This window comes from Streptomyces sp. Rer75, assembly GCF_013414305.1.
GTDB lineage: Bacteria > Actinomycetota > Actinomycetes > Streptomycetales > Streptomycetaceae > Streptomyces > Streptomyces himastatinicus.
The window spans coordinates 3049932-3070338 of sequence record NZ_CP058693.1 but is presented as its reverse complement, the minus strand read 5'-3'; the positions used below and the strand labels follow the sequence as shown (position 1 = coordinate 3070338).

Sequence of the window (20407 nt, the reverse complement as noted above, 5' to 3'; positions counted from 1 at the left end):
GGCTGTACGGCGCTGTACGGCGCTGTACGGGGGCGTACGGGGCTGTGCCGGGCCTCAGCCGCGGCGGATGCGGCCCGCCACGGCGTGGCCGATGAACAGGTAGACCACCGCGGGCAGACCGTAGTTGAGGACCGTCCGCAGCCAGTCCGTGTCCATCGTGAACAGGTCGTGGGACCAGCCCGCGAGCCAGCCCGCCGCGTCGCGGACCACGGTCACGAGGTCGTTGGCGGGGTTGGCGTCCAGGAGGGCGAAGAGGATCCACAGGCCGAGGATCACGGCGGTGATGTCCGCGACGACCATCACGACGGTCGCCGCCTGGTTGTTTCCGTAGCGATAACTTCGGGACATGCCGAACGGGTTGCCCGGGTATGCGGCCCCAAACCACTCACGTGTTCAATTCCGCCAGCACCCGCAGCGTCTCCGGGTCCGGCGCGATCACCAGCAGGTCCGTCACCGGGCCCTTGCGCCACAGCTCCAGCCGTTCCGCGATGCGCCCGCGCGGGCCGATCAGGGACACCTCGTCGGCGAACGCGTCCGGCACCGCCGCGATCGCCTCGTCACGGCGGCCCGCGAGGAAGAGTTCCTGGACCCGGCGCGCCTCGTCCTCGTAGCCCATGCGGGCCATCAGATCGGCGTGGAAGTTGCGGGCCGCGTGGCCCATGCCGCCGATGTAGAAGCCGAGCATCGCCTTCACCGGCAGCAGCTCCTCCGCGATGTCGTCGCACACCCGCGCCTGGGCCATCGGCGCCACCATGAAGCCGTCGGGCGCCTCGGCGAGGGCCGCCTCGTACAGCGGGGTCCGCTGCGGCGACCAGTACAGCGGCAGCCAGCCGTCGGCGATGCGCACGGTCTGGGCGATGTTCTTGGGCCCCTCGGCGCCGAGCAGCACCGGGAGGTGGGGGCGGAGCGGGTGGACGATGGGCTTGAGCGGTTTGCCGAGGCCGGTGGCGTCCGGCCCGGCGTACGGATGCGCGTGATAGCGCCCGTCGAGCCGTACGGGCGCCTCGCGGCGCAGCACCTGCCGGATGACGTCGACGTACTCCCGGGTGGCGGTGAGCGGGCTCGTGGGGAACGGCCGTCCGTACCAGCCCTCCACGACCTGCGGCCCCGACAGGCCGAGCCCGAGCATCATGCGCCCGCCGGACAGGTGGTCGAGGGTGAGCGCCTGCATCGCGGTGGCGGTGGGGGTGCGCGCGGCCATCTGCGCGATCGCCGTGCCGAGCCTGATGCGGGAGGTGTGGGCGGCGATCCAGGTGAGCGGGGTGAAGGCGTCCGAGCCCCAGGACTCGGCGGTCCAGACGGAGTCGTAGCCCAGCTGCTCGGCCTGCCGGGCGAGTTCCAGATGGCGGGGGTCGGGGCCGCGGCCCCAGTAGCCGAGCGCCAGGCCGAGCCGCATGACAACCCCTCTCTGACGCCACGTCAGGACGTGTGCGCCTGGACTGTACGGCCCGGGTGCGCACATGGCAACGGCCCCTCGCCCCCGTGGAGGGGCGAGAGGCCGTGTCAGCTGTGCTGCGTGAGCCGTGCTGCCGTCAGCCGCGCTGGATGCCCGTGGTGTCCTGGAGGACGCCGCGGCGCCCGTCCTGGGTCTGCGCCACGAGCGCCTGACCGCGCTGCTCGACCGCCAGGTACCAGGTGCCGGGCGCCAGTTCGGCGATCGTGCTCGACGAACCGTCCTCGGCGTACAGCGGCCGGGCCACCGGCACCGCGAACCAGAACGGCGCGAAGTCGGAGCCGCCCGCCGCCTGGGCCTGGGCGGGCTGGCCGGCCGGGCCCGGCTGACCGCCGAAGGAGGGCTGACCCGGCTGGCCGCCCTGCGGCTGACCGGGCTGACCCGGCTGGGCGCCGCCCGGGCCCGGGTAGCCGTAGCCCGGCTGCGGGGCCTGCGCACCGTACGGCGACTGGGCGCCGTACGGGGACGGGGCCGCCGGGGCGGCCGCGGGCATCAGCGGCGCCTTGAGGGCCGGGACGCGCGGGGTCGCGATGACCGCCGCGGCGCTGGCGAGGGTGGCCACCAGCGCGAGGATGGCGCCGACACCCGGGCTGCCCTTGTCCGGCGTGACCATGAGCGACCACAGCGAGTCCCACGCGGCGACCACGACGAAGCCGGAGCCCCACTGGTCGAGGGTGAGCCCGCTGACCTTACGGCTCTCAGGCTGGAACCGCCCTGCGATGACCAGCCCCGCGCCGATCAGCCCGATCAGGAACACCGATGGAAGGACGACGAAGAGCGTCTCCGTGTCCCAGCCATTCGGCATGTCGATGTCGTCGCAGTACGGGCCGCCGTCACAATCGGCCGAGTAGAAGTCGAGGAAGGAGGCGATGAAGAGCAACACCGCTGCTCCGATCACCACGCCGTCGCCTCGAGTGAGCGCGCGGATGTTCAACGTGAGTCCTTAGTCGTTTTCTCGTATACGGAACGCTGCCGCCAGGCGCGGTTGGCGCGAAGGCGTCGGGGGTGGACCCATCGTACGGGGGAATCAAGCTGATGAGACCGGGGGTGGGGCATCGGTATCCCGGTCGTGACCTCGCGTTCGGTTGTTGGAGACTTAACCGTTCAAGAAGTCCGTAATGCCCTGCGCGATCCCGAGGGCCGCGCGCTCACGCCACTTCGGATCGGTCAGTTCCGCGGCGTCTTTCGAGTCGCGCATATTGCCGCACTCGATGAACACTTTCGGAACCGTGGAGAGATTGAGACCGCCGAGATCGCCGCGAACATTCAACCCGCTGCCGTCGCCGATGTAGTCGGCGGGCTCACTGCCGGTGGCATCCATGAATTCGCCGCGTACCCGTTCGCCGAGCCGCCGGGAGGGTGCGGCGATCTTCGAGGTGTCGGCGTCGCCGCCGCGCACGGACTTGGGCAGGATGACGTGGAATCCGCGATCCCCGGCGGGGGCGCCGTCCGCGTGGACGGATACCACGGCGTCGGCACGTGCGCTGTTCCCGATCCGCGCGCGCTCGTCCACGCACGGCCCGAACGCGCGGTCGCCGTCCTGCGTGAACTTCACCGTCGCGCCGCGCGCTTCGAGGAGGGTGCGGGCGCGGCGGGCGACGTCGAGCGTGAAGGACGCCTCGGAATAGCCCGCGTCGGTGGCCGTGCCGGTGGTGTCGCACTCCTTCTCGTCGGTGCCGATGTCGACGTGGCGGGCGATCTCGGCGGTGTGATCGCGGTTGTTCGGGTTGTGGCCGGGGTCGAGCACGACGACCTTGCCGGTGAGTGGTTTGTCGTCGCTTTTGTTTTTGGGCGAGGGCGACGATGACTGCGGAGGCTGCGCGGGCAGCGGCGAGGAGGTGGACGAGACGGTCGGCAGGGAGGATGCCGAGGATGCCGGTGCGCCGCCGCCGTTGTCGTCCTGCTGTCCCAGGTTGTCCCACAACAGCCAGCCGCCGAGGCCGAGGGGTGCCAGGGTGGCCAGCACGAGGGCGAGGGTGCCGCCGCGTCGGCGGCCGGAGGCGGAGAAGAAGCTGCCGTTGGACACGTCGGCGATGGTAGCGGCTGGGGGTCAGGGGGAGCCCGGCGTGATCGGCAGGACACCCCCTAAACGGGCGGGGTCGTCCCGGTGCGGCACAGCACGCGCAGCGAGCGGGTCGCGGACACCTCGGTGAACGCGCCGGAGGCGAGGGCGCGGCGGTAGATCCGGTACGGGGCCTGCCCGCCGTCGGCCGGGTCGGGGAACACGTCGTGGATGACGAGGAGCCCGTCGGGGGCGACGTGGGGTGCCCAGCCCTCGTAGTCGGCGGCCGCGTGCTCATCGGTGTGCCCGCCGTCGATGAACACCAGCCCCAGTGGCTTTCCCCAGACCGCGGCGACCTGCGGGGACCGCCCGACGGCGGCGATGACGTGGTCTTCGAGGCCCGCGGCGTGCAGGGTGCGCCGGAAGGTGGGCAGCGTGTCCATCCGGCCGACCTCGGGGTCGACGACGTCCGGATCGTGGTACTCCCAGCCGGGTTGCTGCTCCTCCGAGCCGCGGTGGTGATCCACGGTGATGGCGACGGTGCCGGCCTCGCGGGCGGCGGCGGCCAGCAGGATGGTGGAGCGGCCGCAGTACGTACCCACTTCGAGCAGCGGCAGACCGAGCCGGGTGGTGGCGTCGGTGGCGGCCGCGTAGAGGGCGAGCCCCTCGTCGGTGGGCATGAAGCCCTTGGCGCGCTCGAAGGCGTCGAGGACTGCGGTGGCAGGCTGGGTCACGGTCTCATCCTGCCGCACGGGTGCCGGGGTTTCGCCGCCGGGTGCGGTGTGGTTCTGGGCGTGGGGTGCCGGGGTTTCGTTGCCGGGTGCGAGCCGGTGGGTGGTGCGGCCCAGGCCGTCCCTGGTCGGGGTCTCGTTGCCGCGTGCGGGCCGGTGGCCGGTTTGTGCCCACCCGTTCCGCCCCGCGGAACGATTGCCCACAAACCGGTGGGTCCGGTAACCGCAAAGCCGGCGGTTCCGGTGCTGCGAACCGGTGGGGTTCGGTGTGCGGGAACCGGCGCATTCGGCGCTCGCGACGTGGCGCATCCGGTGCCCACAAACCGGTGGGTTTGGGGTCTGGGGCGGAGCTCCAGTTTCGGGAAGGGGCGGGGTGGGGAAGAACCTCGGCGCGCACCACACCTGACTACCCGTCAGATTGGAGCCCGCATGGGCATCGCCGTCACGGAAGACCAAGAGGAACTGGTGCGCGCGGTGCGGGGGTGGCTGGGGCGGACGGTGCCGCCGGAGGCGGTGCGGAAGGTGCTCGACGCCGCACCCGGTGGCGGCGGCAGGGCCGCGTACTGGCCCGGGCTGGCCGCGCAGGGGCTGCTCGGACCGCATCTGCCGGAGGAGTGGGGCGGAGGCGGCGGAGGGCTGGCGGACCTCGCCGTCGTCCTGGAGGAGACCGGGCGCGCCGCGCTGCCCGGGCCGTATCTGCCCACCGTGCTGGCCTCCGCCGTACTGCACCGGGCCGGGCGGGACGAACTGGTCGCGGGCCTCGCCGACGGCAGCCGCGCCGGTGCCGTCGCGTTCGGCGCCGGGTCGCTCACCGCCGCGCCCGGCCCGGACGGCGGGCTGGTCCTCGACGGATGCGCGCCGCCGGTCCTGGGCGCCGGGGACGCCGATGTGATCGTGCTCGCCGCGGCGCGCGGCGCGGAGACCGTGTGGCTGGCCGTCGACAGCGCGGCCCTCGCCCTCCGCGTCCACGACGGCGCCGACCCCACTCGCCCGACCGCCGAGGTACGCGCCTCCGGCGTGGCCGTCCCCGGCGGCCGGGTGCTGGACGTCGACTCCGCGCTCGTCACCGACCTGGCGTCCGTCCTGCTCGCCGCCGAGGCGTGCGGCACCGCGGGCTGGGCGCTGGAGACGGCGGTCGGGCACGCCCGGGTGCGGGAGCAGTTCGGGCGGCCGATCGGGCAGTTCCAGGCCGTGAAGCACCTGTGCGCCGACATGCTCGTCCGCGTCGAGCAGGCCCGCGCCCTCACCTGGGACGCGGCCAGGACGCAGGACGAGCCCCCCGCCGTACGCGGCCTCACCGCCTCGCTCGCCGCCGCCACCGCGCTCGACGCCGCGTACGGCTGCGCCAAGGACTGCATCCAGATCCTCGGCGGCCTCGGCTTCACCTGGGAACACGATGCCCACCTCCACCTCCGCCGCGCGACCGCGGCCCGCGCGCTGCTCGGCACCGGCGCACAGCACCGGCTGCGCGCCGCCCGCCTCGCAGCCTCCGGCGCCCGCCGCGAACTGCGGCTCGACCTGCCGCCCGAGGCGGAGCCCCACCGCCGCGAGGCCCGCGCCATCATCGCGGCGGTGCGCGGGCTGGACCCGGGCGCCGCGCGGCGCGCCCTCGCGCCCACCGGGTATGCGGCGCCGCATCTGCCGCCCCCGTACGGCCTCGGCGCGAGCCCGGTGCACCAGCTCGCCATCGAGCGCGAGCTGCGCGACGCGGGCGTGGCCCTCAGCGATCTGGGCGTCGCCACCTGGGTGGTGCCCTCGCTCATCGCGTACGGCACGGATGCCCAGCGCGAGCGCTTCCTGCTGCCGACGCTCCGCGGCGAACTCCGCTGGTGCCAGCTGTTCTCCGAGCCCGACGCCGGGTCCGACCTGGCCGCGCTGCGCACCCGGGCCGAGCGGACGGCGGAGGGCTGGTGGCGGGTCAGCGGGCAGAAGGTGTGGACGTCGGGGGCGCGTACGGCGGACTACGGCATCCTGCTGGCCCGTACGAACCCCACGGCACCCAAGCACAAGGGGCTCGGCTACTTCCTGGTCGACATGAAGCGGACGGCCGGGATCACCATCCGCCCGCTGCGGGAGATCACCGGAGAATCGCTCTTCAACGAGGTGTACTTGGACGACGCGCTGCTCCCGCCGGACGCGGTGGTGGGCGAGGTGGACGCGGGCTGGGCGGTCGCCCGCAACACCCTCGGCAACGAACGCGTCCACATGGCCGACCAGCTGACCTTCGACACCGGTCTGGAGGCGCTGATCGCACATGTCCCGGACACCGGACCGGAGCGCGAGCGCATCGGCGGGCTCATGGCCGAGGCCCACGCGCTCGCCTGCATCGGGCTGCGCACCACCCTGCGCCAGGTGTCCGGGGTGGAGCCGGGCGCGGGCGCGAGCGTCCGCAAGCTCGTCCAGACCGCCCATCAGCAGAAGGTCGCCGAACTCGCCCTGGAGCTGCTGGGTCCCGGTGGCGCGGTGCGCGAGGGCGCGGGGGAGCGGGCGCTGCACGGCTTCCTGATGTCGCGCTGTCTGACCATCGCGGGCGGTACGACCCAGGTGCAGCTGAACGTCGTCGCGGAACGGCTGCTCGGCCTGCCCCGCGACTGACACCGGTCACGGGTCCTAGGACCCGCCGCCGTCCGCAAATGCGCAGAAATGCCGATGCGTTGGGTCCGTGCACAATGCGAGCATCACCGCCATGTCCACCCCAACTCCCCCTCCGCCTGCCCTTCCCTCCGCCACCGCCTCCGCCCCCCGTCCGCCGCGCGCGTCGCCCCCGGCGTGGGCGGTGCTGCTGGCCGCCTGCGCCGGTCAGTTCGTCGTGGTCCTCGACATATCGGTGGTCAACGTCGCCCTGCCGTCCATCCGCACGGACCTGGGGCTCGGCGAGACCGCGCTGCAATGGGTGGTCAACGCCTACGCGCTGACCTTCGCCGGGTTCCTGCTGCTCGGCGGCCGCGCGGCCGACCTCTTCGGACGCAAGCGGGTCTTCCTCACCGGGCTCGGGCTGTTCACGGCCGCCAGCCTGGCCGGCGGCGTCGCCCAGCAGCCCTGGCAACTGGTCGCGGCGCGCGCCCTCCAGGGCCTCGGCGCGGCCGTGCTCTCACCGGCCACGCTCACCATCCTCACCACCGCCTTCCCGCACGGCGCGGCCCGCACCCGCGCCATCGGCACCTGGACGGCGGTCGGCGCGGGCGGGGGAGCGGCGGGCGGGCTGGTCGGCGGGGTGCTCACCGAGTACCTGTCCTGGCGCTGGGTGCTGCTGGTCAACGTGCCGGTGGGCGTGGTGGTGCTGGTGGCCGCGGTGGTGTGGCTGACCGAGGGCCGCTCCGGGGCGGCACGACGGCTCGACGTCCCCGGAGCGGTGCTGGTCACGGCGGGCGTCACCGCGCTCGCGTACGGCATCGTGCAGACCGAGCCGCACGGCTGGGGCGCCGCCGCCTCGCTCGGGCCGCTGCTCGCCGGGCTGGCGCTGCTCGCGGTGTTCGTGGCGGTCGAGGCGCGTACGGAGGAACCGCTGATGCCGCTGCGGCTGTTCCGCATCCGGGCGGTGTCGGCGGCGAACGCGGTGATGGTGGTGTGCGGCGGCGGCATGTTCGCCATGTGGTACTTCATGACGCTCTACTTGCAGAACGTGTTGCACTACAGCCCGGTCAAGGCCGGTCTCGCCTTCCTCCCGCACAGCTTGTCGATCGTCCTCGGCTCGAAGCTCGCACCCCGGCTGATGGCCCGGCTGGACGGAAAGCTGCTGGCGCTTGCGGGCGGTTCGCTGGCCGTCGTCGGCTACGCGTGGCAGAGCCGGATGGACGCGGACGGCACCTACGTCGGTACGGTGCTGGGCCCCGCGATCGTCATGTCGTTCGGGGCCGGGCTGATGATGACCCCGCTCGCCGCCTCCGCCACCTCCGGTGCGGCCCCGTCCGAGGCCGGGTTGGTGTCCGGGCTGGTCAACACCTCGCGGCAGATCGGCGGTGCGCTCGGCCTGACCGTGCTGGCGACGGTCGCGGCCGAGCGGATCACGGCCCGCGGCGGGGTTGGGCCGGAGGCGCTGGCCGCGGGTTACGGGCATGCGTTCGTCGTGGCCACGGGGATCATCGCGGCAGCCGTGGTGCTGATGGCCGTGGCCCTGCCGCGCACCCCGGCCACGGCCCGCGCGGACTAGGTACTCTGCGCCGGCTTCACGCCGGTGATGCGGTGGCGGTCAGGAACCCGCGCATGTACCCGGCCACGGTGTCCAGATGGCTTTCGAGCAGGAAGTGTCCGCCTCCGGGAACCAGGTGGATCTCCGCGTCCGGCAGGTCCCTCGCGAAGGCGCGTGCTCCGTCCGGGCCGAAGATCTCGTCGCCCGCGCCCCAGACCGCGAGGAGCGGAACTTGGCGTTCCCGGAAGTAGGCGTGCACCTGCGGGTAGAGCGGTGGATTGGTGGCGTAGTCGCGGAACAGGGCGAGCTGCACGAGGTCGTTGCCCGGCCGGTTGACCTCGCGGTGGTCGGCGGCCCAGGTGTCGGGGTCGACCAGCTCGGGTCGGTCCACTCCGTGCAGGTACTGCCAGCGGATGGCGTCGAGCGAGAGGGCGGCACGGACGGCGGGTTCGGTCTGGGGGCCCGGGTTCTCGCAGTACGCCCATACGGGCTTCCAGAAATCCGGTACGAAGCCGTCCTCGTAGGCGTTGCCGTTCTGCGTGATCACCGCGGTGATCGCGTCCGGGGTGCGCAGGGCCAGCCGCCAGCCGATGGGGGCGCCGTAGTCCTGGACGTACACGGCGTAGCGGGTGACGCCGAGCTGGGCCAGCAGGGCTTCGGTGACGTCGGTCAGGGCGTCGAAGGTGTAGGTGAACGCGTCCACGGGCGGGGCGTCGGAGTTGCCGAAGCCGAGGTGGTCGGGGGCGATGACGTGGAACCGGTCGGCCAGCGCCGGGATGAGGCGGCGGAACATGCGTGAACTGGACGGGAATCCGTGCAGGAGCACGAGTGTGGGCGCCTCGCGGGGTCCTGCCTCGCGGTAGAAGACGCGATGCCCCCGCACGGTCGCGTAGTGGTGGTGGATCTCAACCATGACTAACCCCTTCGAGGTCTTATGGTGGTTACGCTCGCGTTCAGTAGACCGCCCTTGGAGTAACCTGTCAAACGCCTTGATGGAGTTAGCTGGGAAGGTGATCGGCCCGTGCTGGACGACCAGGCCCTCATGCAGGCGCTGAACAGCACCCCTGTGGTGGATGGCCGACGTCAGGACCTGTGGCGTGACGACCATGAGGTGGACAGGTGGGCGCGGGAGCACGGGGGGCTCGGCGGTGACGAGGAGCGCCGGTGGCTGCGCACCGCCCGGGACGCGCTCCAGGCGGTGGAGTCGGATCCGTCGGCGTCGGCGGAGCCCCGGCTGCGCCGCGTCCTCGCGGGCGTTCGCAAAGTCCCGCAGCCCAGCGCGTCGGGCATCGAGTGGCAGGTGGAGATGCCACCGGAACGCAGGCTCGCGGTGGAACTCGTACTCGCGTGGGCGGACGTCAAGGAGCGCATGCCCGGCCGTCTGCGGCCGTGCGAGAACACCGAATGCCGCCTGTTCCTCTTGGACCGCAGCCGTGCCAACACCGCGCGGTGGTGCTCGATGAAGACCTGCGGGAACCGGCTCAAGGCCCGCCGGCACCAGGCTCGGGCACGGGAGGCCTCGCGCCCCGAGTAGCCGTTACAGCCGGCCGTTCTGGCGTGGGCGCCTTCCGTGGAGCTGACGAACTGTCAGCAGTCTTCCCCCGTCAGGGGGATTGGGCTATACATGGGTGCCATCGGCTAGAACGCGTTCTAAACGCGGCGCGGCCCTGCCGACCAGTGACGACCCCGGCGCGGCCGACGGTGCGGACGGGCGGGCCGGGGTCTTCCCGCCCCTCCCGCCAAGGAGCGCTGTCGCCCTATGCCCATCGACGCCACCGAGGCCGTCTCGGCCGAGCCCCGGACCACCGCCCTCGCCTGGGGACACAAGGACATCCAGCTCTACCACCTGGGCATCGGCGCCGGAATCCCGGCCACCGACCCCGATGAGCTGCGCTACACCCTGGAGAGCGAGCTGCACGTCCTGCCCAGCTTCGCCACCGTCGCGGGTGGCCGCATGGCGCTCGCCGGGGGGCTGAACGGCCCGGGGATCGACGTCGACCTCGCGTCCGTTTTGCACGGCGGCCAGACCGTCGAGGTGCACCGGCCGATCCCGGTGACCGGGGACGCCACCCAGACGTCCCGGGTCGCGGCGGTGTACGACAAGGGCAAGGCCGCGGTCATCGTGCTGCGCACCGAGGCGGCCGACGCGGACGGCCCGCTGTGGACCTGCGACAGCCGCATCTTCGTCCGCGGCGAGGGCGGCTTCGGCGGCGAGCGCGGCCCCTCCGAGCGGCTGGAGGCCCCCGCCCGCGAGCCCGACCGCACGGTGGAGCGGGCCATCCGGGAGGACCAGGCGCTGCTCTACCGGCTCTCCGGGGACTGGAACCCGTTGCACGCCGACCCCGGGTTCGCCAAGGTCGCGGGGTTCGAGAAGCCGATCCTGCACGGGCTGTGCTCGTACGGCATGGTCCTCAAGGCGGTCGTGGACACCGAGCTGGGCGGCGACGTCGCCCGGGTGGGCTCGTACACCACGCGCTTCGCCGGGGTGGTGTACCCGGGCGAGACCCTGCGCATCCGGATGTGGCGGGACGAGGGGCGCGTCCAGGTGACGGCGAGCGCCGTCGAGCGGGACGACGCGCCCGTCCTCGGCGACACGGTCGTCACCCACGCCTGACGTTGCGATCCGACACATCCGCATCTCTTGATCGCGCGATCCCAAGAGCCCTTGACCCCTTGATCCCTTGATCGAAGAGGAGCCGCTGTGCGCGCAGCCGTACTGCACGAGACGGGACAGGACAAGCTCGAAGTCCTCGACGACATCGAGGCGGTGGGCTTCGGCCCCGGCAAGGTCCGGCTGCGCATCAGGGCCACCGGGCTGTGCCACTCCGACCTCTCCGCGATGAGCGGCGTCCTGCCGCAGCCCGTGCCCTTCGTTCCCGGCCACGAGGGCGCGGGCGAGGTGGTGGAGGTCGGCGACGGGGTGACCGGGCTGAGCCCCGGTGACCGGGTGCTGGTGTGCTGGCTGCCCGCGTGCGGCGACTGCCCGTCCTGCAAACGGGGCCAGAGCCAGCTGTGTCTGTCCGGATTCATGAACGCCGGAACGCCCAACTTCAAACACGCGGGCGACGGTGCCGACCAGGTCTTCGGCATGGCCGGGACCGGGACCTTCGCCGAGGAGGTCGTCCTCCCGGCGCCCTGCGCCGTGCCGATCCCCGACGACGTCCCGTACGACATCGCCGCGCTCATCGGCTGCGGGGTGACCACCGGGCTCGGCGCGGCCCTCAACACGGCGCGGGTGGAGGCCGGTTCGTCGGTCGCCGTCATCGGCTGCGGCGGGGTGGGCATCAGCGTGGTGCAGGGCGCCCGGGCGGCGGGCGCGGCCCACATCGTCGCCGTCGACCCCGTCGCCTCGCGGCGCGAGGCGGCGCTGCGCTTCGGCGCCACCGAGGCGGTCGCCCCGGAGGGGCTCGACGACGCCAAGAACAGCGTCACGGCGGGCGAGGGCTTCGACTACGTCTTCGAGGTCGTCGGCAAGTCCGCCACCGCCCGCCGCGCGTACGAGACGACGCGGCGCGGCGGCACGCTGTGCGTCGTCGGGGCGGGCGCGGTGGACGACTTCCTCCAACTCAGCATGTTCGAGCTGTTCTTCGACGAGAAGCGGATCCTGCCGTCCCTGTACGGCGGGGGCGATGTGCTGCGCTCGTACGAACGGACCATCGCGCTGTGGCGCGCGGGCCGCATCGACCTCGCCGGGCTCATCACCCACCGGGTGCGGCTCGGCGAGATCAACGACGCGCTCGGCCAGATGCGGACGGGGGAGGCGCTGCGCACATGCATCGAGATCTGAAACGTCCCCTGGTGGGGAAGACCGCGATCGTCACCGGCGCCGGGCGCGGCCTCGGCCGCGCCGAGGCGCTGGAGCTGGGGCGACTGGGCGCCGCCGTCGTCGTCAACGACTACGGACAGGGCACGCGCGACGGCTCCGGCGAGGCGTCCGCCGGCCCCGCCGAGGAGGTGGCCGAGGAGATCCGCGCGGCGGGCGGCCGGGCCACGGCCCACGTGGGCGACGTGGCCGACTTCGACACCGCGCGCGGACTGGTGCGGCTCGCGGTCGACGCGTACGGCGCGCTGGACATCCTGGTCAACAACGCGGGCATCCTCCGCGACCGGATGGTCTTCTCGATGACCGAGGACGAATGGGACTCGGTCATCCGCGTCCACCTCAAGGGCCACTTCAACACCACCCGCTTCGCCGCCGCGCACTGGCGCGAACGCTCCAAGGCCGCCGGGGGCGGGCCGGTGCACGGCCGCATCGTGAACACCTCGTCCGAGGCGTTCCTCGCCGGATCTCCCGGCCAGCCCAACTACGCGGCCGCGAAGGGCGGCATCGTCGGCCTGACCCTCTCCACGGCGGGCGCACTCGCCAAGTACGGCGTGACGGCGAACGTCATCTGCCCGCGGGCGCGCACCCGCATGACCGAGGACGTCTTCCCGGACATCGACCTCGCGGAGGACCGCCCCGACCCGCTGTCCCCCGTGCATGTGGCCCCCCTGGTCGGCTACCTCGCCTCCCCGCAGGCGACGGCGGTGAACGGCCAGGTGTTCGTGGTCCACGGGGGCATGGTGGCGATCGTGGAACGGCCGCGGGTGGCCGCGAAGCTGGACGCGGCGGGCGACGTCTTCGGCTTCGGCGAGCTGGACGGCCTGCTCACGCCGTACTTCGACGAGCGGCGCGGGGAGGGGTTCGCGGCGCTGGAGGTGCTGAGCCTGAAGCGGGGGTGACGCGGCGGCGGGCGTGACGCAGCGGGCGTGAAACGGCCCACCCCTCCCTACCCCGTAGCCGTGAGCGTGTGCTGCGGGAAAGGGAGGGGTGGGGGATGTGCTCCCGACCGTCCTACGAGCTTACGAGGCGTTCTCGCTCGGACGGCGGTGGCGGCCGTGCGCCGGAGCCTGCGGCTCCTCGGACGCGGCCTGCTGCCCCCGGTGCTTGCCCTGGCCTGCGGCGGCATCGGCCTCGGCGGTGGCCACCTCTTGCGGGCGCGCCTGGGTCATGTCGGTTCGGGCTTCGGACATGTGGGAAGTCACCCCGGTAGATCGCTCCGTACTGTGCGAGGGGCCCGCCACAACGTCGATATGCGCCTGCCGAACCTGGCTGCGCAGCCCCAGCGACCGAGTCTAACCAGGGCGGTGATCGCGGACCCAGCGGGGTGGCCGGGGCTCCCGTGACCTGGCGAGAGGTGCCTGCTGGAGCGGTACGGGCCGCGGGGCGACCACGGTCAGCTCGGACTCCTGGCCGGTCTCCTGCTCGACCCCGGGCCAGCACCCCGTCCCCACCCACGGCTCCACCCCGGACTCCCCCCGCCCCCCGCCCGTGCCCGCACCGAAAGCGGCTTCCAGGCCCGCGCTCGCGCCCGTGTCACAGAAGCGCGCACCCGCCCCCGCGCTCAGGCTCGCGCCCGCGTCCGGGTCCGCACTCCCGCGCACGCGCGCGCCCGTACCGAATCTCGCGCCCGCGCCCCAGCCCGCACGCGGATCGGTGCCCAGGCTCGCGCTCGCACCGAAGCGCGCCCCCGGGGTCAGGCCCGCGCCCGCGCTCGCACCCGGGTCCGTGTCCAGGCTCGCGCCTGCACCGAAGCGCGCACCCGTGCCCAGGCCCGCGCTCGCATCCGCGCCCGCACTCTCCGCGCGCGGGCCTGCACCCGTGTCAGGGCCCGCGCCTGCGTCCGGGGCCGTGCCTTCGCGCACGCGCGCACCCGCGCTCGCGTCCGCACCCAGGTCCGTGTCCGCGCCCACGCGCGCACCCGTACCGAAGCTCGCGCCCGCGCCGAAGCGCGCACCCGTGTCCAGGCCCCCGCCTGGGTCCGTCCCCCCGCCCGGGCTTGTGTCCGCCCCCGCGCCCAGGCTCCTGCGTACGCCCGCGCCCAGGCTCGCGCCCGCACTGAAGCTCGCGCCCGCGCCCCAGTCCGCACGCGGATCCGTGCCCGCTCCCGCGCCAAGGCTCGCGCCCGCACGTACGCCGTGGCCCGCGCTCGCATGGGTGACCGCATCAGCCCCGGTGCCCTCGCCGCTCACCTTCCGCCACGGCGTGATCCCGGACACCTCCGCCCCGCGGGCAGGGGTGGCGGCGGGGCGGGGGACCCGCCGGATCACCCGAGGGGTCGCGGGTGATCCGGCGGACGCCCGCGGCGCCGTGGCCTCCGGCAGCCACACCCGCGCCAGCCCGCACGGCACCTGCCGCGTCGCGTACGGCAGCCACAGCTCGCCGTCCCGGCTCCACAGGCCGGACCCGGCCAGCCAGCCCTCCGGCGCCGAGAACTGGCGCAACCGCCGCTCGGACGGCCGCCATACGCCCACCCACGGCCGCCCGCCCGCCGCGGCGTCGATGCGGATGGCCACCGCGCACGCCTCCGGCGTCAGCATCTGCCCCGGCTGGATCGCGAAGGGGGTGGCCGTCGCCTGGGCGGGCGGGCGCAGACAGTCCGGGAAGCGGACCGGGAGGGTGCTGCCCAGGACGCACCACCCGAGCCGCTCGTCGCCGGGCGCGTCGGACCGTACGAGCAGCAGACCGCTGTCGGGGTCGGCGAGCAGCAGCCGGTCGTTGCTGCGCTCGGTGATCTGGAGCAGCGGGCTGGTCTCGCCGCCGCGCCCGAGGTCGACGACGATGGTCTTCGTACGGCCGTCCAGCTCGCGGTCGAGCGCGAGCAGCCGCCCCATGCGGTCCAGCCAGGCGCCGCCCGTGCAGCGGCCGGGCACCTCGGCCAGGTGCTGGAGCCCGCGGGCGCCGCCGTGGATCAGCCACACGGAGGTGGACCGCGGGCCGCGCCCCAGCGCGTACGCACAGGTGCCGCCGGGTGCGGGCGGCAGCAGCGAGACGTCGGCGCGGTCGATGCCGCCGAGCACCCGCTCGCCCGTCCCCGGGCCGGTGGGGTAGAGCAGCGAGAAGGCGTGGTGCCCGGCCACCCGGCGGTGGATCAGCACCTGCCCGTCGGAGAGCGGCAGCACTTCGCTGTCCGGCTCCTCGGGCTGGGCGCCCGGCAGCGGCACGGCGTACGGCTCGGGCCCGTCCAGCGTCCAGCGCTCGGGGAACCAGCAGCCGGTGTCGCCGCCGAGCGTGAGCCGCGCACCGTACGAACGGTCCGGGGTGATGGTGAAATCCGTGGACCTTTCTCGTGGCCGGGCGCTGACTCCCGTGGTGAGGGCGGCGTCGAAGGCACAGGCGGTCATCGTTCAGTCACCTCCGGCCACTGAACGTAGGTTTCGTACCCCCTCCCGGTGGCCGATAAGAGGTCGGCTCCACCCTTACGTGTGGCTGTTGACCGATTCGCCTGAGAGGTCGGGGATGAATGTGCTGTAAGTGGCCGCTCCGCAGTGCGATTAAAGTAAGGCGCGCCTAAGTGCCGCACGCCTCAGTGCCGCACGCCTCAGTGCCACATCCCTTCCGCACGCCCTTGGAGCACCAGATGTCCGTACGCCGCCGCGGCAGCGCCGCCCTCGCCATGGCCCTCGCCGGGGCCCTCTCCCTCGCCGCCTGCGGCGCGTCCGACAGTGGCAAGGACGGCGCCAAGGGGAACGGCGGCGGGGGCAAGTCCGTCGCGCAGGGCGGCAAGGACTTCGGCAAGGCCGCCGAGCAGACCGCCAAGATGGGCACCGACGCGAAGCCCGGCCAGTTCCCGCGCACCATCACCCAGGCCATGGGCAAGACGGAGATCAAGAGCAAGCCGAAGCGGGTCGTGGTGCTCGACGTCGGCGAGCTGGACAACGTCGTCTCGCTCGGCGTCAAGCCGGTCGGCTACGCGCCCTCCGAGGGCGACCAGGCCATCCCCGGCTACCTCAAGAAGGAAGCCGGGAACCCGAAGAACGTCGGCACCATCAACAACCTCAACCTGGAGGCCATCAACGCCCTCCGCCCCGATCTGATCCTCGGCAGCAAGCTGCGCGCCGAGCCGCTGTACGACGAGCTGAAGCAGATCGCCCCGACCGTCTTCTCCATCCGCCCCGGCTTCACCTGGAAGGAGAACTACCTCCTCAACGCGGCGGCCCTTGACCGCACCGCCGAGGCCAAGCGCAAGCTCGACGCGTACGAGACGAAGGCGAAGGAGCTGGGCGAGGACATCGGCCCGAAGAAGCCGACCGTCACCATGCTGCGCTTCATGCCGGAGTTCACCCGGCTCTACGCCAAGGCGTCCTTCATCGGCACGATCCTCCAGGACGTCGGCCTGCCCCGGCCCAAGAACCAGCAGGTCGACGACCTGGCCACGGAGATCGGCCCGGAGCGGATCAACGAGGCCGACGCCGACTGGATCTTCACCGGGGTCTACGGCGACCCCAAGGCCACCAAGCGCGACCAGGCGGAGTCCAACCCGCTGTGGAAGAAGCTCGAGGCGGTCAAGGCGGGCCACGCCAAGAACGTCAAGGACGAGACTTGGTACCTGGGCCTCGGCGTCACCGCCGCCGACCGGGTGCTGGACGACCTCCGCGGCTACCTGGTCCGCTGATCCCCCTTCAGGTCTGCCATGAAGCAGCGGTCGCGCTGAGTGAAGGCAGGGGCAAGGCTTCCCGGTGATCTGGGAGGTAGCCTTGCCCCGTGCCCGCTCTCACCGATGTCCTCGCCGCCCTCGACGCCCTCTGGCCGCCCGAGCGGGCGGAGCAGTGGGACGCCGTCGGGACGGTCTGCGGGGACCCCGATGCCCAGGTCAGCCGCGTCCTGTTCGCCGTCGACCCCGTCCAGGAGGTCGCCGACGAGGCGGTGGCGCTCGGCGCCGATCTGCTGATCACCCACCACCCGCTCTATCTGCGGGGCACGACCACGGTCGCCGCCTCCACCTTCAAGGGGCGGGTGGTGCACACCCTGATCAAGAACGACATCGCGCTGCACGTCGCGCACACCAACGCCGACCGCGCCGACCCGGGCGTCTCCGACGCCCTCGCCGGGGCGCTCGACCTGCGGCCCGTCCGCCCGCTGGTGCCGGACCCGGCCGACCCCACCGGACGCCAGGGGCTCGGCCGGATCTGCGAACTCGACCGCCCCGAGACGCTGGGCGAGTTCACCGAGCGCGCCGCCGCCCGGCTGCCCGCCACCGCGCAGGGCATCCGCGCCTCGGGCGACCCGGACCGTACGATCCGTACCGTCGCCGTCTGCGGTGGCTCCGGGGACGGCCTGTTCGCCGAGGCGCGCGCCGCAGGAGTCGACGCGTACCTCACTGCCGATCTGCGCCACCACCCGGCCTCCGAAGCGCGCGAGCACAGCGACCTCGCGCTGGTGGACGCCGCCCACTGGGCCACCGAATGGCCGTGGACCGAGCTGGCCGCGGCACAGCTCGACGAGGTCTCCGACCGGCACGGCTGGGACCTGCGCACCCATGTGTCCCGCAAGGTCACCGACCCCTGGACGGCCCACGCCGCGGCCGCCGCCCCGTTCCGGGCCTTCGCGCCCGACCCCGCCTCGGCCTCACCGGCTTGAGGCCCGCCTCTTCCGTCCCCTACGACCACCTCTGGAGCCCCCCGCTGAACGCCGCGCCCGCAGACCAGATCCGCCTGCTCGACGTCCAGGGCCTCGACGTACGGCTCTCGCAGCTGGCGCACAAGCGCCGGACGCTGCCCGAGCACGCCGAACTCGACACCCTGACCGCCGACCACACCCAGCTGCGTGACCTCCTCGTCGCCTCCCAGACCGAGGAGAGCGACACCGCCCGCGAGCAGACGAAGGCGGAGCAGGACGTGGACCAGGTGCGCCAGCGCGCCGCCCGCGACCAGAAGCGCCTGGACTCCGGGGCCGTCACCTCGCCCAAGGACCTGGAGAACCTCCAGCACGAGATCGCCTCCCTCGCCCGGCGCCAGAGCGACCTTGAGGACGTCGTCCTGGAGGTCATGGAGCGCCGCGAGGCCGCCCAGGAGCGGGCCACCGAGCTGGCCGGCCGGGTGGAGTCCCTCCAGGCCAAGATCAGCGACGCCACGGCGCGGCGCGACGCGGCGGCCGAGGAGATCGACACCGAGATCGCGACCGTCACCAAGGAGCGCGAGGTCATCGCCGGGACCATCCCCGCCGATCTGCTGAAGCTCTACGACAAGCTGCGCGAGCAGCAGGGCGGCGTCGGCGCCGCCCGGCTCTACCAGCGGCGCTGCGACGGCTGCCGCCAGGAGCTGGCCATCACCGAGCTGAACGAGGTCCGCTCGGCCCCCGCCGACGCCGTGGTGCGGTGCGAGAACTGCCGCCGGATCCTGGTCCGTACGCCCGAGTCGGGGCTGTAAGGCCGATGGCACGGCGTCGCTTCATCGTCGAGGCCGACGGCGGCTCCCGGGGCAACCCGGGGCCCGCCGGGTACGGCGCGGTCGTCCTGGACGCGGTGACCGGCGAACCGCTCGCCGAGGTCGCCGAGTACATCGGCACCGCGACCAACAACGTCGCCGAGTACAAGGGCCTGATCGCCGGTCTGCGGGCCGCCCACGCCCTCGACCCGGAGGCGGAGGTCCAGGTCCGGATGGACTCCAAGCTGGTCATCGAGCAGATGTCCGGCCGCTGGAAGATCAAGCACCCGGACATGCGGCCGCTCGCCGCCGAGGCCAAGGGACTCCTGCCGCCCGGCCAGGTGACGTACGGCTGGATCCCGCGCGAGAAGAACAAGCACGCGGACCGGCTCGCCAACGAGGCCATGGACGCGGGCAAGCGGGGTGAGCAGTGGCAGCCCAAGGTGCCGCCGGGCGGCACCCTCGCGGCGGCCGCCCCCGAGGCCCCCGCCGACGACGCCCTCGCCGAGCCCGCCGCCCCCGACGCCCCGTCGGCCGCGGTGGCCCCCGTCATGGGCTGGGGCTCCGCCGACCTGGGCGCGCCCACCACGTTCGTCCTCCTCCGGCACGGCGAGACGCCGCTCACCCCGGAGAAGCGCTTCTCCGGCAGCGGCGGCACCGACCCCGGCCTCTCCGACATCGGCCACCGCCAGGCCGAGCTGGTCGCGGCCTCCCTCGCCGCGCGCGGCACCATCCAGGCCATCGTCACCTCGCCCCTGAAGCGCTGCCGCGAGACCGCCGAGACGGTGGCCGCGCGCCTCGGCCTCGACGTCCGCGTCGACGAGGGGCTGCGCGAAACGGACTTCGGCGCCTGGGAGGGCCTGACCTTCGCCGAGGTGCGCGACCGCCACCCGGACGACCTCGACGCCTGGCTCGCCTCCTCCAAAACCGCCCCCACGGGCGGCGGCGAGTCCTTCGCCACGGTCGCCCGCCGCGTCGCCCTCTCCCGCGACAAGCTGATCGCCCGCTACGCGGGCCGCACGGTGCTCCTCGTCACCCACGTCACGCCGATCAAGACCCTGACCCGGCTGGCCCTCGGCGCCCCGCCGGAGTCCCTGTTCCGCATGGAACTCTCGGCGGCGTCCCTGTCGGCGGTGGCGTACTACGGCGACGGCAACGCCTCGCTGCGCCTCCTGAACGACACGTCCCACCTGCGGTAGGCGTCCGTCCCGCGCTTTACCGCAGGGCGGCCGCCTCCCGCGCCAGGGACTCCACGCGCGCCCAGTCGCCCGCCGCCACGGCGTCCGGCGGCAGCATCCATGTGCCGCCCACGCACCCCACGTTGGGGAGCGCGAGGTAGTCGGGGGCGCGGTGGGCGTTGACGCCGCCGGTGGGGCAGAAGCGGGCGTCCGGGAGCGGGGAGGCGAGGGCCTTGAGGTAGGCCGTACCGCCGGACGGCTCGGCCGGGAAGAACTTCATCTCGGTCACCCCGCGCTCCAGCAGCGCCACGACCTCGGACGTGGTCGAGACGCCCGGCAGCGACGGAAGCCCCGAATCCCGCATGGCGCCCAGCAGCCGGTCCGTCCAGCCCGGGCTGACCAGGAAGCGGGACCCGGCCGCGACGGCGGTGTCCACGTGGCCGGGCGTCAGCACCGTACCCGCGCCGACGATCGCCTCCGGCACCTCCGCCGCGATCGCCCGGATGGCGTCGGCGGCGGCCGGGGTACGGAAGGTGACCTCGATCGCGGGAAGCCCGCCCGCGACCAGGGCACGGGCCATCGGGACCGCGTCGGCCGCGTCGTCGATGACGACGACGGGGATGACGGGGGCGAGATCGAGTAGGGAGGGGGAGGGCGCGGTGTCAGTCACGGGACCATTCTGCGGGCGGGTGGCATGACCCGCAACGCGCGTTGCGGAGAATGCAATGA

General features: G+C 73.3%; 19 protein-coding genes. 10 read left to right on the top strand and 9 right to left on the bottom strand.

Translation table 11 applies throughout. The features are described 5' to 3' along the window. Positions 1 to 54: 54 nt before the first annotated feature. From HYQ63_RS12910 to HYQ63_RS12890, 5 genes are all read right to left on the bottom strand, one after another. Positions 55 to 348 (bottom strand): hypothetical protein, encoded by a 294-nt coding sequence (locus tag HYQ63_RS12910; RefSeq protein ID WP_063735096.1) that lies wholly within the window; start codon positions 346 to 348, stop codon positions 55 to 57. A gap of 37 nt (positions 349 to 385) precedes the next feature. Further along, complete coding sequence (locus HYQ63_RS12905) at positions 386 to 1396, bottom strand: LLM class F420-dependent oxidoreductase (protein ID WP_179933949.1); 1011 nt, start codon at positions 1394 to 1396, stop codon at positions 386 to 388. Between the two features lie 136 nt (positions 1397 to 1532). Continuing rightward, on the bottom strand, positions 1533 to 2387 hold the full coding sequence (locus tag HYQ63_RS12900; RefSeq protein ID WP_179933948.1) for a DUF5336 domain-containing protein: 855 nt from the start codon (positions 2385 to 2387) through the stop codon (positions 1533 to 1535). A gap of 162 nt (positions 2388 to 2549) precedes the next feature. Further along, positions 2550 to 3479: an N-acetylmuramoyl-L-alanine amidase gene (locus HYQ63_RS12895; RefSeq protein ID WP_179933947.1), complete on the bottom strand. Its 930-nt coding sequence runs from the start codon at positions 3477 to 3479 to the stop codon at positions 2550 to 2552. Between the two features lie 59 nt (positions 3480 to 3538). After that, complete coding sequence (locus tag HYQ63_RS12890; protein ID WP_257232599.1) at positions 3539 to 4135, bottom strand: class I SAM-dependent methyltransferase; 597 nt, start codon at positions 4133 to 4135, stop codon at positions 3539 to 3541. A gap of 480 nt (positions 4136 to 4615) precedes the next feature. Here HYQ63_RS12890 and HYQ63_RS12885 point away from each other — a divergent pair, with 480 nt between their 5' ends. Next, positions 4616 to 6781, top strand: coding sequence for an acyl-CoA dehydrogenase (locus HYQ63_RS12885; RefSeq protein WP_179933946.1), 2166 nt, complete (start codon positions 4616 to 4618; stop codon positions 6779 to 6781). A 91-nt stretch (positions 6782 to 6872) separates the two neighbouring features. Beyond that, positions 6873 to 8336, top strand: coding sequence for an MFS transporter (locus tag HYQ63_RS12880; RefSeq protein ID WP_179933945.1), 1464 nt, complete (start codon positions 6873 to 6875; stop codon positions 8334 to 8336). 16 nt (positions 8337 to 8352) lie between these two features. Here HYQ63_RS12880 and HYQ63_RS12875 read toward each other — a convergent pair whose 3' ends face one another. After that, a complete protein-coding gene (locus tag HYQ63_RS12875) occupies positions 8353 to 9228 on the bottom strand; it encodes an alpha/beta fold hydrolase (protein ID WP_179933944.1) in 876 nt (291 codons plus the stop codon). Between the two features lie 108 nt (positions 9229 to 9336). On the opposite strand from HYQ63_RS12875, the gene HYQ63_RS12870 reads away from it, so the two are divergent. From HYQ63_RS12870 to HYQ63_RS12855, 4 genes are all read left to right on the top strand, one after another. Beyond that, a complete protein-coding gene (locus HYQ63_RS12870) occupies positions 9337 to 9849 on the top strand; it encodes a CGNR zinc finger domain-containing protein (RefSeq protein ID WP_179933943.1) in 513 nt (170 codons plus the stop codon). Positions 9850 to 10074: 225 nt separating this feature from the next. Next, complete coding sequence (locus HYQ63_RS12865; RefSeq protein WP_179933942.1) at positions 10075 to 10929, top strand: MaoC/PaaZ C-terminal domain-containing protein; 855 nt, start codon at positions 10075 to 10077, stop codon at positions 10927 to 10929. An 87-nt stretch (positions 10930 to 11016) separates the two neighbouring features. Beyond that, on the top strand, positions 11017 to 12102 hold the full coding sequence (locus HYQ63_RS12860; protein ID WP_179933941.1) for a Zn-dependent alcohol dehydrogenase: 1086 nt from the start codon (positions 11017 to 11019) through the stop codon (positions 12100 to 12102). Next, the gene (locus HYQ63_RS12855) at positions 12087 to 13037 is read left to right on the top strand and encodes a 3-oxoacyl-ACP reductase (RefSeq protein ID WP_179933940.1); all 951 of its coding nucleotides are present in this window, start codon (positions 12087 to 12089) and stop codon (positions 13035 to 13037) included. Before HYQ63_RS12860 ends, HYQ63_RS12855 begins: the two co-directional genes overlap by 16 nt. A 120-nt stretch (positions 13038 to 13157) precedes the next feature. On the opposite strand, the gene HYQ63_RS12850 is transcribed toward HYQ63_RS12855, so the two are convergent. Further along, positions 13158 to 13328, bottom strand: a complete 171-nt coding sequence (locus HYQ63_RS12850; RefSeq protein WP_179933939.1) for a hypothetical protein — start codon at positions 13326 to 13328, stop codon at positions 13158 to 13160. A 102-nt stretch (positions 13329 to 13430) separates the two neighbouring features. Next, positions 13431 to 15479, bottom strand: a complete 2049-nt coding sequence (locus tag HYQ63_RS46000) for a hypothetical protein (RefSeq protein WP_373689070.1) — start codon at positions 15477 to 15479, stop codon at positions 13431 to 13433. Between the two features lie 236 nt (positions 15480 to 15715). Between HYQ63_RS46000 and HYQ63_RS12840 the strand changes: the two genes are divergently transcribed. From HYQ63_RS12840 to HYQ63_RS12825, 4 genes are all read left to right on the top strand, one after another. Continuing rightward, complete coding sequence (locus HYQ63_RS12840) at positions 15716 to 16750, top strand: ABC transporter substrate-binding protein (protein WP_179933938.1); 1035 nt, start codon at positions 15716 to 15718, stop codon at positions 16748 to 16750. An 89-nt stretch (positions 16751 to 16839) separates the two neighbouring features. Continuing rightward, on the top strand, positions 16840 to 17715 hold the full coding sequence (locus tag HYQ63_RS12835) for a Nif3-like dinuclear metal center hexameric protein (RefSeq protein ID WP_179933937.1): 876 nt from the start codon (positions 16840 to 16842) through the stop codon (positions 17713 to 17715). Between the two features lie 44 nt (positions 17716 to 17759). Continuing rightward, positions 17760 to 18503 (top strand): zinc ribbon domain-containing protein, encoded by a 744-nt coding sequence (locus HYQ63_RS12830; protein ID WP_179940030.1) that lies wholly within the window; start codon positions 17760 to 17762, stop codon positions 18501 to 18503. Positions 18504 to 18508: 5 nt separating this feature from the next. Continuing rightward, entirely contained in the window at positions 18509 to 19699 is a 1191-nt protein-coding gene (locus tag HYQ63_RS12825) for a bifunctional RNase H/acid phosphatase (protein WP_179933936.1), read from the top strand. Positions 19700 to 19715: 16 nt separating this feature from the next. On the opposite strand, the gene eda is transcribed toward HYQ63_RS12825, so the two are convergent. Beyond that, positions 19716 to 20348: a bifunctional 4-hydroxy-2-oxoglutarate aldolase/2-dehydro-3-deoxy-phosphogluconate aldolase gene (eda, locus tag HYQ63_RS12820; RefSeq protein ID WP_179933935.1), complete on the bottom strand. Its 633-nt coding sequence runs from the start codon at positions 20346 to 20348 to the stop codon at positions 19716 to 19718. Positions 20349 to 20407 lie beyond the last annotated feature (59 nt).

Excerpts from the sequence above, each read along its gene's own strand:
- HYQ63_RS12910 (WP_063735096.1), bottom strand. The coding sequence starts at position 348 with ATGTCCCGAAGTTATCGCTACGGAAACAACCAGGCGGCGACCGTCGTG.
- HYQ63_RS12885 (WP_179933946.1), top strand. The coding sequence starts at position 4,616 with ATGGGCATCGCCGTCACGGAAGACCAAGAGGAACTGGTGCGCGCGGTG.
- HYQ63_RS12855 (WP_179933940.1), top strand. The coding sequence starts at position 12,087 with ATGCATCGAGATCTGAAACGTCCCCTGGTGGGGAAGACCGCGATCGTC.
- HYQ63_RS12840 (WP_179933938.1), top strand. The coding sequence starts at position 15,716 with ATGTCCGTACGCCGCCGCGGCAGCGCCGCCCTCGCCATGGCCCTCGCC.
- HYQ63_RS12890 (WP_257232599.1), bottom strand. The coding sequence starts at position 4,135 with ATGCCCACCGACGAGGGGCTCGCCCTCTACGCGGCCGCCACCGACGCC.
- HYQ63_RS12875 (WP_179933944.1), bottom strand. The coding sequence starts at position 9,228 with ATGGTTGAGATCCACCACCACTACGCGACCGTGCGGGGGCATCGCGTC.
- HYQ63_RS46000 (WP_373689070.1), bottom strand. The coding sequence starts at position 15,479 with ATGACCGCCTGTGCCTTCGACGCCGCCCTCACCACGGGAGTCAGCGCC.
- HYQ63_RS12880 (WP_179933945.1), top strand. The coding sequence starts at position 6,873 with ATGTCCACCCCAACTCCCCCTCCGCCTGCCCTTCCCTCCGCCACCGCC.
- HYQ63_RS12865 (WP_179933942.1), top strand. The coding sequence starts at position 10,075 with ATGCCCATCGACGCCACCGAGGCCGTCTCGGCCGAGCCCCGGACCACC.
- HYQ63_RS12825 (WP_179933936.1), top strand. The coding sequence starts at position 18,509 with ATGGCACGGCGTCGCTTCATCGTCGAGGCCGACGGCGGCTCCCGGGGC.
- HYQ63_RS12905 (WP_179933949.1), bottom strand. The coding sequence starts at position 1,396 with ATGCGGCTCGGCCTGGCGCTCGGCTACTGGGGCCGCGGCCCCGACCCC.
- HYQ63_RS12850 (WP_179933939.1), bottom strand. The coding sequence starts at position 13,328 with ATGTCCGAAGCCCGAACCGACATGACCCAGGCGCGCCCGCAAGAGGTG.